The 10,254-nt window shown below is 33.9% G+C and carries 16 protein-coding genes; 10 read left to right on the top strand and 6 right to left on the bottom strand.

All coding sequences use genetic code 11. From position 1 onward, the window contains the following. Nucleotides 1-272: 272 nt before the first annotated feature. Nucleotides 273-698, bottom strand: a complete 426-nt coding sequence (locus EPI11_RS18170) for a response regulator (protein ID WP_128391416.1) — start codon at nt 696-698, stop codon at nt 273-275. A gap of 177 nt (nt 699-875) precedes the next feature. Between EPI11_RS18170 and EPI11_RS18165 the strand changes: the two genes are divergently transcribed. The 3 genes from EPI11_RS18165 (at nt 876) to EPI11_RS18155 (ending at nt 1,946) form a co-directional block, all read left to right on the top strand. Next, entirely contained in the window at nt 876-1,259 is a 384-nt protein-coding gene (locus EPI11_RS18165; RefSeq protein ID WP_128391415.1) for a hypothetical protein, read from the top strand. A gap of 122 nt (nt 1,260-1,381) precedes the next feature. Then, nucleotides 1,382-1,573 carry a cold-shock protein gene (locus tag EPI11_RS18160; RefSeq protein WP_128391414.1) on the top strand — a complete coding sequence of 64 codons (192 nt, stop codon included), beginning with the start codon at nt 1,382-1,384 and terminating at the stop codon, nt 1,571-1,573. A 229-nt stretch (nt 1,574-1,802) separates the two neighbouring features. Beyond that, on the top strand, nt 1,803-1,946 hold the full coding sequence (locus tag EPI11_RS18155; protein ID WP_317125651.1) for a hypothetical protein: 144 nt from the start codon (nt 1,803-1,805) through the stop codon (nt 1,944-1,946). A 53-nt stretch (nt 1,947-1,999) separates the two neighbouring features. Here the strand turns inward: EPI11_RS18155 and EPI11_RS18150 are convergent, their stop codons facing one another. From EPI11_RS18150 to EPI11_RS18140, 3 genes are all read right to left on the bottom strand, one after another. Then, a complete protein-coding gene (locus tag EPI11_RS18150; protein ID WP_128391413.1) occupies nt 2,000-2,326 on the bottom strand; it encodes a DMT family transporter in 327 nt (108 codons plus the stop codon). 6 nt (nt 2,327-2,332) lie between these two features. Then, nucleotides 2,333-3,196 carry an SDR family oxidoreductase gene (locus EPI11_RS18145; protein ID WP_128391412.1) on the bottom strand — a complete coding sequence of 288 codons (864 nt, stop codon included), beginning with the start codon at nt 3,194-3,196 and terminating at the stop codon, nt 2,333-2,335. Nucleotides 3,197-3,266: 70 nt separating this feature from the next. Continuing rightward, nucleotides 3,267-3,827 (bottom strand): Crp/Fnr family transcriptional regulator, encoded by a 561-nt coding sequence (locus EPI11_RS18140; protein WP_128391411.1) that lies wholly within the window; start codon nt 3,825-3,827, stop codon nt 3,267-3,269. Between the two features lie 177 nt (nt 3,828-4,004). Between EPI11_RS18140 and EPI11_RS18135 the strand changes: the two genes are divergently transcribed. Next, nucleotides 4,005-4,718, top strand: a complete 714-nt coding sequence (locus EPI11_RS18135; RefSeq protein WP_128391410.1) for a HEAT repeat domain-containing protein — start codon at nt 4,005-4,007, stop codon at nt 4,716-4,718. An 87-nt stretch (nt 4,719-4,805) separates the two neighbouring features. Here the strand turns inward: EPI11_RS18135 and EPI11_RS18130 are convergent, their stop codons facing one another. Both EPI11_RS18130 and EPI11_RS18125 read right to left on the bottom strand, forming a co-directional pair. Next, a complete protein-coding gene (locus EPI11_RS18130) occupies nt 4,806-5,774 on the bottom strand; it encodes a hypothetical protein (RefSeq protein ID WP_128391409.1) in 969 nt (322 codons plus the stop codon). A gap of 85 nt (nt 5,775-5,859) precedes the next feature. Beyond that, nucleotides 5,860-6,318 carry a hypothetical protein gene (locus EPI11_RS18125; RefSeq protein ID WP_128391408.1) on the bottom strand — a complete coding sequence of 153 codons (459 nt, stop codon included), beginning with the start codon at nt 6,316-6,318 and terminating at the stop codon, nt 5,860-5,862. Nucleotides 6,319-6,923: 605 nt separating this feature from the next. Here EPI11_RS18125 and EPI11_RS18120 point away from each other — a divergent pair. From EPI11_RS18120 to EPI11_RS18095, 6 genes are all read left to right on the top strand, one after another. After that, nucleotides 6,924-7,436 carry a hypothetical protein gene (locus EPI11_RS18120; protein WP_128391407.1) on the top strand — a complete coding sequence of 171 codons (513 nt, stop codon included), beginning with the start codon at nt 6,924-6,926 and terminating at the stop codon, nt 7,434-7,436. Continuing rightward, nucleotides 7,430-7,810 carry an SMI1/KNR4 family protein gene (locus tag EPI11_RS18115; protein ID WP_128391406.1) on the top strand — a complete coding sequence of 127 codons (381 nt, stop codon included), beginning with the start codon at nt 7,430-7,432 and terminating at the stop codon, nt 7,808-7,810. The genes EPI11_RS18120 and EPI11_RS18115 overlap by 7 nt, the downstream gene beginning before the upstream one ends. A gap of 90 nt (nt 7,811-7,900) precedes the next feature. Continuing rightward, complete coding sequence (locus EPI11_RS18110) at nt 7,901-8,533, top strand: hypothetical protein (RefSeq protein ID WP_128391405.1); 633 nt, start codon at nt 7,901-7,903, stop codon at nt 8,531-8,533. Between the two features lie 44 nt (nt 8,534-8,577). Then, on the top strand, nt 8,578-8,916 hold the full coding sequence (locus tag EPI11_RS18105) for a hypothetical protein (RefSeq protein WP_128391404.1): 339 nt from the start codon (nt 8,578-8,580) through the stop codon (nt 8,914-8,916). Between the two features lie 2 nt (nt 8,917-8,918). Further along, nucleotides 8,919-9,893, top strand: coding sequence for a hypothetical protein (locus EPI11_RS18100; RefSeq protein WP_128391403.1), 975 nt, complete (start codon nt 8,919-8,921; stop codon nt 9,891-9,893). Further along, nucleotides 9,894-10,244 (top strand): DUF4240 domain-containing protein, encoded by a 351-nt coding sequence (locus tag EPI11_RS18095; protein ID WP_206619141.1) that lies wholly within the window; start codon nt 9,894-9,896, stop codon nt 10,242-10,244. It begins immediately after the preceding gene. Nucleotides 10,245-10,254: the final 10 nt, after the last annotated feature.

Genomic DNA, 10,254 nt, shown 5'->3' with positions numbered 1-10,254 from the left:
ATAAACAAAGAATTTAAAGCACATTTCTCTTTAAAACGATAAGCACACACATGGTTTAAATAACTTTTAAAGAGTTTTTTTTAGTTGAAAAGCCCTGTATATTCTAAAGAATTGCAGGGTTTTTTTTAGGTTATTTAAATAGTTTTAATTTATTTTCATTAAGTAGCTCGGGTAACCTGAAAAGTAGCTGTCTTTAGTTTACACCATTTTGATGCTTGGACTTTTTCCTATTAATGGCGTATTGACAGGTGCCGGAATCGCCTATATTTAAGCTATTTAATGTAATTTGGGGATACGCATTTCTGCCAATATTCAACAATTGTTTTTATAACATCATGTATTTCTTCGAAACTATAAGGCTTTATAAAGAATCCCTGGACTGATTTTGAATAGGCATCAATTACATTATCCTGTTCTGCCACGGTAGAGAAGAAAAGATATGGTATAGATTTTAAGCGTAAATCTTCATTTTCATGAATTTTAGCACGTAATTCCATCCCACTGAGTTTTGGCATATTAATATCTGAAAAAATAATAAATGGTTCTATGTGAGTTTTTATCAGGTGATCCAGTGCCAGCTCTCCATCACTGAAAAATATAATTTCATTTTTATAGTCAAGTTTTTGAAACACTAGAGAAAGGACTTCCTGGTCATCAAGATCATCTTCAATAATAATTATAGGTCCGCTTTTATTCATAATAGTATTTTGAATTAGTATATTTTGCCAAGTTAGTTATAATATTCGGTCTATTTAATTACTCTATTGTTTAACATTCGGAAATTCTAAATCCCAAACAGGAAACGGAATTATTGTTATGTTAATTGATGAGCAGGTAATTAACTGGATTTGTATTTTTATATAAAATTGCTCACTATGAATACTTACACTATGACTTTCGTATCGGGTGATGTATTAGGCTTGCCTGCTGATACTGAGCCCAGGGATAGAATAATTTCCGGAATAGTAACCGAAAAACTCAGTAAACATGAGTTGGAGTTGGCAGATTTTAATTGGTCGGGCAACTATAGTTTTGATAACAGTCTCTCTTATTTATCTGAACCTTATAAGTGTAATGTAGTTGTTGAAGTTCGTATAAATTTAGATTTAAATACTATACTGAGTAGAAAAGCTATCTATGACCGTTGTCTTGATGCGCTCATGCTGCATGAAGTTTTTCTGACAGGTGTTAAATGTCTGGATAATAATCAATCTGACTTAAAGTGTGTTTTATGTTTTGATATGAAATCAGCAGCTTAACCTTATAAATTGACTGTTTCGGAGACAATATTTGTGAATCTATTATAAGGTGTGAAATAAAAACTTAAATTTCAGTGTATTATGATTTAAAAGAGTATCTTTGGCGAATTAAATACATTAAAATGCAAGAAGGTACAGTAAAATTTTTCAATGAAGAAAAAGGATTCGGATTTATAACTCCTAATGATGGAGGAAACGAAGTTTTTGTTCATGTTTCAGGTCTAACAGAAAACATTCGTGAAAACGATGAAGTACGTTACGATGTGGAAGAAGGCCGTAGAGGTCCAAACGCAGTAAACGTAGTCGTAGCATAATATACTATAACAAGTTAGCTTATAAAGCACCTGTCCAAAGCAGGTGCTTTTGTTTTTTATAGTACTGAATATATGGTAGTTGGTAGATTTAAGTGCCGGTTATAACTGTTACCAGGTTATATTAAAAGTAAAACGTTTTTTAGTTTTAGTGAAGCCACAGTAAATTTAACCTGAATGAGGTTGTTTTAATATTATTGGTAATACTGTAAATAATCATTATGATGCTTCGATGAATTCAAATGTACAGTATCAACCAACATTTAATCCAATAGATAAAGTTGTTGAACTGTTTGAAGAAAACAAAAAGCTCTATAAGCGTTTGTTGCAAACCGAAAAAGAAAAGATAGCTTATTTAGAAAAGCTTATTAAATAAAGAAATCCCCGCTACTAGCGGGGATTTCTTTATTAGTAAAAAAAAGTTATATTTCAGTGTGTTGCTTTTGAAAAGAAGTTCATTACTACTACACCTGAAGTGATTAGGATAATTCCAACTATGGCTGCAAAGTCTAATTTTTGTTTGAATATAATAATAGAAACTACGGTTGTTAAAACAATCCCTAATCCTGCCCAAATTGCATAGGCAACCCCTAATGGAATAGTTTTAAGGGCAAGTGATAAAAAGTAAAAACATGTTATATAGGCTGTAATAACAATTGTTGAAGGAAGCCATTTGGTAAAGCCACTTGAGGCTTTCATAAAACTTGACCCGATCACTTCAAATATAATTGCTAATCCAAGAAATAGATACTTCATAATAATTTAGTTAAAAAGAGTTTCAGTTAAAAAACTCTTTAAATCTGTGGGCTTTCTCCCTAATAGCTTTTCCAAGTCGGACGTAGTAATATTATATTCATCATTTTTGATAATAGCTGCTAGTATTGAAGAATAAAATATATCATCATCTTGTAGACCATATTCTTTTAATTTGTTTTCAAAATCTTTAGGATCAGGGTCGTGATAGGTTATTTCTTTATTTGACAGTTCTGATATTATTTGAGCAATTTCTAAAAAAGAATGTGAGGGCAGAGCTGTTGTGATATAAATTTTATTTTCATGGCCTTCTGATGCCAAAACATTTGCGATGGCTTCTCCCATTTCAGCTCTTTTGGCAAAAGATGCTTTTCCGGTTCCGGCGGGAAAATAAATTCCGTTTTCTAAAACTTGTTCTCCAATAAAAAATGGAATTGTTTCAGCATATAGTCCATTTTGGAAGATAGTATAAGTTAAACCACTTTCGATAATATACTTTTCGGTTGTTATATATGAATCAGCCAAAGGGCCAAGTAGAGACTCCTTTACATTTTTATTCAGAGCTCCTCCTGTATAATAAATGTGACTTATACCTGATTCCATAGCTGCATCGATTACATTTTTATGGTCTTGTAAAGCATCCTGACCACTGCTGCTTATCAATAAAAGCTTCTTTACACCTTGTAGAGCCTTTAGAATAGATTCTTTATGTGTGTAGTCGCCAATATGTACTTTAATGTTTTTTTCTTCAAATGATTTGGCTTTACCTGGATTTCTCTGTAAAACTGAAATGGTATTAGCAGGTACTTGCTTTAATAGGTTCTCAATTACCGAACTTCCTAAATTTCCTGATGCTCCTGTTACTAAAATCATAATTATTTTATTTTATGATGCAAAGTAAGTTCAGATTTTAAGGTGTTTTTTTGACAAAAGTCAAAATCACTTATTTCTTTCTTATTCGGCTTAGCGTTTCTTGCTTAATGCCTAGATATGATGCAATATGCCCTAAAGAAATTCTTTGTATTGCATCAGGTTGATATTCCAGTAAAAAATTATAACGTTCTTCAGCAGATTGGGTTTGTAAGGATATTACACGGTCTTCTAAAATTTTACAATATTCCTCTGCCATTACCCTTCCAATAGTGTTCATCTCATTATATTTTCGGTACATTTCGTTAAGGTCATTACTTTCAATGTAATATAAAGTAGACTCTTCTAAAAATTGAATATTCTCAGCCGATGGTATCTTATAAAATAATGGTAAGATGGAACCTAAAATTATATTTTCAAAGCCAAACCAGGAATTGATTTCACTGTCATTTTTTATATAAAAAGAGCGTACAAGTCCTGTTTCGAGGATAAACAAGCTCGATACAACCTGTCCCTGCTTAAGAAAATAATCGCCTTTGTTTTTGGTTCTGCACTTAATCTTTGCGGTCAATGCACTTTCGATCTCGGGCGTAATAGAACCATATTCTTTAAATTTTTTAATGAGTGGATTCATTTTTTTGTCTTTGGTATTATTGATCTTACGATAAATATTTGCCGGGATATAGGTACATTTATAAATTCTTTAATACTAGTATTTTACATCTCTAAGGTACAATGAAGATAAATGTAGCAAACCTTGAGGTATAAATCATGACAAGCCTTTAAGAAAAGCATTAAAAAATGTAAACAAATGAAAGAACTTGCTGAATTTAAAAATTGGCTGAAAAGCATTATTGAGAATAATATCGAGGACGAACAACTTGAGTTTGTTTGGGAGTTAATGGAAAGCCCGTATATAGAATTTCATTACAATCTATTACAGGATCAAACACTTGATGATGATTTTAAACGACACCTGGCATTCCGATTTACAGAACACGGCGAGCAGGCTGAGGATTTTTTAATTCAGAAATTGGATGATAACGAAGATTTAGAATTCCAAGCAGATATTATTTTCTTGTTGGGAAAGCTAAACAAAAAGCATAAATCTAAAATCTTAGCTTATACGCGAGAGTTCACGAAAAGTGAGAACGACTATAAGAGAGATAGAGCAATTATTGTATTGGGCTGGATTGGGAAAGCTGCCGACGCGAATATTCTTGAAAATCATTTATTGAATGATACAAATTCGAATTGTAGAGCCTGGAGTGCTTCTGCTTATATGCAGATGTGGTTCAGGAAAGAAAACGATCTTTTAAAAACAAAGGCATTTGAGGCTTATAAAGCTGCATTGCCTAATGAATCCGATTATTTTGTTCTTTCCGTAATTTTGTCAGCGATACGGGAAATGGGAAATACTAAACTTGGAGTATCGAAAAGTGCTTTAGATGAATTGGATACTGAAAAAATTGACCTTGCAAAAATCAAAGCAATCAGATTTTTAGATAAGGTTCTAAAGCGTTAGCCATCATTTAATTAAGCACGCTTGAAAGACCGGAATGGAAAATAAGGAAATGCAGGCAATTCAATTTTCCTGTTTTACCCCATATCGTTACCGTATAGGTGTTAGTTCATTACTGTCCGCTTTTTTATGAAGCAGGAAAGAAACTTGGATATCATTATCTTCAGTCTGGGCCTGGATAGCAGATAGGTAATCTTTATACATTTCGTTCGTAGGCTGTAATGCAAGCACTTTTCCACCAGCATACAACACCATTTTAAAATCTTTCAAAGGTAAAATTTCCCTTTTTTCACGGACTGTACCACTCATTTCATCCCAGCGTTTTTTGGAATCTGAGGGAGTATTCCAGTAAAAAGCTTTTGCAAGTTCCACTTCTTTATCATACATCAATGATGCATAAGCATTCACATCTTTTTTTATCAGTACATTTCTGAAATTATTATATGCTGCAACAGCTTCTTTCAGTAATTTGTCCTGATCCTCTTTACTCAAGTCTTTGGAATTGCGCCATCCTTCCAACTGATAAGGAACTTCTGCATCAAAAGAGCCTTTAAATTCAAAAACCTTTTGCCCACTTGCGAGGAAGTTTTCTGTTCCCGGTTTATTGGAGGAAATGAATTCAAAAACCTGTTTATAGTTTTCTGTAGGGTTATCAGAGGCGTGATGAATCACTTTAATCTTAAACTTAGAAGCATCCACAAGTGTTTGCGACCAGCTTTGGTCTGAAAGCTGAGGCGGAAACAAACGTATAATAATCTCCTGTTTTCCACTCGTTAATATATGATCATTAATCGGAATACGCTGCTCATTGGTACTACCCAATAACAAATAGCGGTGCAAGGGCACACCATTAATTAAAATTTCATAACCACAGGCATCCTGACTGAATTCTACCTCATATAATGGGTTGTAATCGTATGTCTTTACCTGCTTATGAATATCCAGCATTTTCTGATCCATCTTTACCTGATTTTTAATAGTTGTACCTGATGATTGTTTTTGCTGACATGAAGCCAGGCCCGACAGTAATACTAAGCTTGATATAATTAGTTTTCTCATTTTTCAATTTTAATCCATCTGGGTTTTCCGCAAATGGCAATAGTAAAGATAATTGTTTCTTCTTTGGTCTTAGGTGCCTGATTGGTTAATTCTTAATTTTTCTGGATAGAAAACGTTGGTGGTTTTTCTTTAGGTCTTCCTTGAATTCTTTACTACTGAACTCATCGTTACCGTTTTTATATTGCCGGCCAATTTCATTTTCTCCGGCAGCAGCGAGCTGACTGAACGTATTAGCTACAAAATTTCCGTTTTCTTTTCTTCTGGGAATTACCAAATTTGGCATAGATTCCAGGTAAATGTTCCATTTTCCATCTTCTTTGCTTGCATACAGGACCTGAACATAATCCAGTTCTGCCAGTGGATCCTTATCCTGGTTGAGTAACAACAAATATCCTTTATCATTGTTACTGTTCAGAAAAACCTGGTCATCGATTTTCCATTCACTGGTACTAAGAAACTGAACACCTTCAATACCGTCGGCGAGCCATGAGGTGAGAATCTGACGGGCTGCAACTTTTACTTCTTTCTGTGCTGTCGTATCCATTTTAGTTGTTTCTTCTGAATTAATATTTTTGCAACTGCTGGCTCTACCAAACAGTAACATAACTGTTAAGCAGGTTAAAATAATATTTTTAGTCATAGTATTCTGTTACGTATCCTTACTGATACTGGTTAAACGTTTATAAATTTATAGCCAAATCTCTATTATTTTCACTTCTTATTTCGTTACTCCATTTACAGCGTCTTTGATTGTTTCTTAATAAACTTTGATTTAAGTTAATTCTCCAGTAACAATTTCTAAATTTAGTAAGCTAACCTTAATGCCAAAAACAGGAAAATGAACATAATCATATAAAAAACACAAAATCTTGCCTATGTCGTACACAAATTACTAATTTAGATAATACAAAATCGTATTACATCGTGTTTTAAATCAGTCAGTTTCATTTAAATGTTTAGTGAAATTTAAAAATGAAATATTTGCCCATTTCAACGGCTTGGCGGAATCACTTATGAATACCAAGATTGAAAGGCGCAAATAGATGCCTGGTGCAAGCATTGGAGACCTATGATAATGAATGAAAATACTAAAACATAGGAGACATTAGAATTACTTCGAGATACGGACATGCAGGTAATAAATGAGATATGAAAGCAAAATTAAATGAAGTCAATTGGTTTGAAAATATAGGAAAGCCGCTGGAAGAGGGAATGTTTACTATTCCGGTAAAAGCGGTAAACAGTAATGTTGAGTGCTTGAAGCATAATAATAGTTTGAATTGGGGAAATTTTATCTTGTATGCGAGAAACCGTTTATCATGGTACATTCAGTCGTTTCATAAAGAGGAATCCAGGAAATGGAATGAAATTTCTGCAAAGGCACGTTTGGATTATAAGTGCTGCGAACCGATAATAATTGAATGGGCTGATAAAAATAATGTAAACAAAGATCTGTTGGCTTCGTTAAAAAGTATAATAATTAGCCATTATATTGAACAGCACTATTTTGATCATTTAGATAAAAATATTCCGAAACAGTTTGACGTAATTATGAATGTTTATAAATCAGGCCATATTCCTTGTGGCTGGGATGGATCACTACCGAAAAATGAAGGATATGATGCGATAGATTTTAATACAGGAAAATTATTAATATGGTAAAGGATGATTTTAGAATAATAGAAGTATTGAAGCAATATCAATTTCCTGTAACCGATGTTCAGGCATTGGAAAGTTTTGTATCACGGGATGGATTTCAAAGAATAACCAATGAGAATTTGGAGGGAATGGTGGTCTTTTTTAAACAGTATCCTGAAGATTTTGATGAAGTTCTGCCTATTATGACAGATGATAATTCAAATTATTTCTGTGTTTATTATAAAGGAGATAATAAGGAAAAAGTTTGTTATTTATGTCATGACGAGATAGACTTAACGCCACGCTTTAAAAGTATTGAAAGTTTAATCCATGTAATCGGAACTCATCCTGAATCCTGGGATTTTGAAGAGCTTCCAGAGGGTGCTTTTGATTTCTGATCATAATTTTAGCGTAATTGAAGCATGAATAAATAAACCACAAAGCAACGATAGGAATATTATTGAACAGCAACAGATAAACAATATGAAATGTCTAAAATAAATGAAATTAAAGAGCAGCTTTCTTCCTCTAAAGTTGCTGATAGGAAAAAAGGAGCAAAAATCATCGGGAAAGAGTTTTTAAAGGAACTGGGAGATGACTTATGGGCTGCTTATTTGAAACAGGTTAATGTTGCAAATTCCTGGGAAGCACAAATCATGATGATCAATAGTTTAGGCTTGATCCGTTATAAACGTGCAAAAGATAGTTTGTATAAGATATGCTTAGACAATAAGGAGCACGATATGATTACCAGCTATGCGGCTATGGCTTACACCAGAATAATGAGAACTTCAGACAACGACGTTTCTCCCGTATTTGACCTGTTTAAATTTGGCGGATTTTCTGTGATTAATGGCGCTTTGCGTGGCATCTCTGCAGATAAACTGATGCTCCAAAAAGAAGAGGTAGAAAGATTAATCAGTTTAACCGAAAACTTTCCGCAAAAACATGAGGTGGGATTGGGTGACCTTAGAATGGGTCTCGCATGTGCCTGTGCCGGATGGGATAAAAGCCTTGTCTCAGGATTTCTAGAAAGATGCCTTACCGGGCCGGATAAGCAATTGGGCTATGTTGCGGAAAAGTCATTGAAAAAGAAATATTCCGATATTAATCTGATCTGATGTATAAAAGATATTTCAACAACCAGGTATAAAAACTAAATAAGATGAAGAATAAAGGAATAATCTGGCTTGTAGCCCTCTTTGTAATTATAGCTCTGGCCTATACGGGTTACAGCTATTTACACAAAGACGGTTCGGAGAAAGAAAAATACAAAAACTATATTTCTGCAAAAGCGGTAATAGACCAGAAGCTGCCGGAGCGTGTAACACGTTATGGGGCAAAACAGGCACATTATACCATCACGATTACAGATGCCAAAGGAGAAAAGATTATCCGCTATAATTGCGAGCTGGGCGGGAACCTAAAGGAAAAAGACACGGTAACTGTGTACTATGATCCGAATGATCCCAATGGCAGTGAGGTGACAACTAAAATACCATAAGCATGAATTTGAATACGCTATCAAAAGATGATTTAGTACAGCTTCAATATGAAAAGGGTGAAGTAAATATTACTATTGAAAAGAAGGGAGCCAATAAAGCTCTACTAAAAATTTTGAATGAGGTTTTAGCCAAAAAAGATATCGCTATAAATTTAGTGATTGATAATAGGGAACACTCGGATGATGAAAGCGCCAAAGGATTAGATATTGCAGCCTTCCTGCCTAATTTAAAACGGCTATCTATGCAGGCCGTACTAACCGTTGCTATAGAGAGTATTGAACAATTGGCTATCGTTGAAGAAATCACCCAGTTGAAAGTTTACGGGTTTATTAAAAATGGTATTTCTCTTCAGCCGATTGAGCGATTTCAAAATATCACAACTTTTGAATTGGAAAATGGATTGAATAAAAAGCAACAAAAAATTGTTGATTCCTATGCTTCATTAGAGTCGTTACAGGTGTCAGAATTGACTTTGTCTTCCTTTGCCAGAAAAGAAAAGCTTACAAAACTCCGCATACATAAAAACTTAATAGACGCTGACCGATTAGCAGAGGTGATGCCCGGTCTTAGATTTTTAAGCTTAGAGGGATGTAAAAAGATCTCCGATTTTACTTTTATCAGTAGTTTAAAACAGGTAACAGAACTTTCTATAAGACATATAAAACATATCGCGGACTTGCCTGATTTTAATAACCCGTCCATTATGAACACGGTGAACTTAATAAATTCGCCTAATATCAAAAATATAGATTCAATCTTTGCATGTACCAGCCTAACCGGGTTTATGGCAACGGAACTTTCGAAATTAAATACGGCTGATTTTAGCAGACTCTCAGAATTAAAGAATTTGAAAAACGTTTATATTACATTTAAGAATAAAGCCGAAAATGCTAGTATTCAGGAGTTTGTAGAAAGAAATGGATGGGGGTATAGGCAACCAGGTCTAGCTAGTCAAAGCCAACAAACCCCCAAGTAAATGAAAGATATGGGAAATGGAAACTTAAATAGTGATATCCATGGAAATAATCACGATTGGTTTTGGAATATTATTGCAGAATCAGATAAAAATCGAGAGAAACTAGGAGCTATCCTGTCAACTTTTAAACGAGATGAGATTGCGAAATTCCAAGAGCAGTTAGTTGACGCTTCAATAGAAATTCAAGATGAGCCATTTTTAGAATTTATGGAAGAATCTGAAGATGATGTTGAAGATATAGCAAATTGGGTAGTTAGTAATGGTAAAGATTATTATAATCACATCATGGAGCATCTCAGTGAAATTCCAAACTCAGTTAATCATCTACTGATCAGATATTATATGGGATAGCTGACGAGGT

This window comes from Flavobacterium cerinum (assembly GCF_004028155.1).
Taxonomy (GTDB): domain Bacteria; phylum Bacteroidota; class Bacteroidia; order Flavobacteriales; family Flavobacteriaceae; genus Flavobacterium; species Flavobacterium cerinum.
Note: the sequence above shows the minus strand (reverse complement) of the source record. Positions and strands in the feature narration are given on the sequence as shown.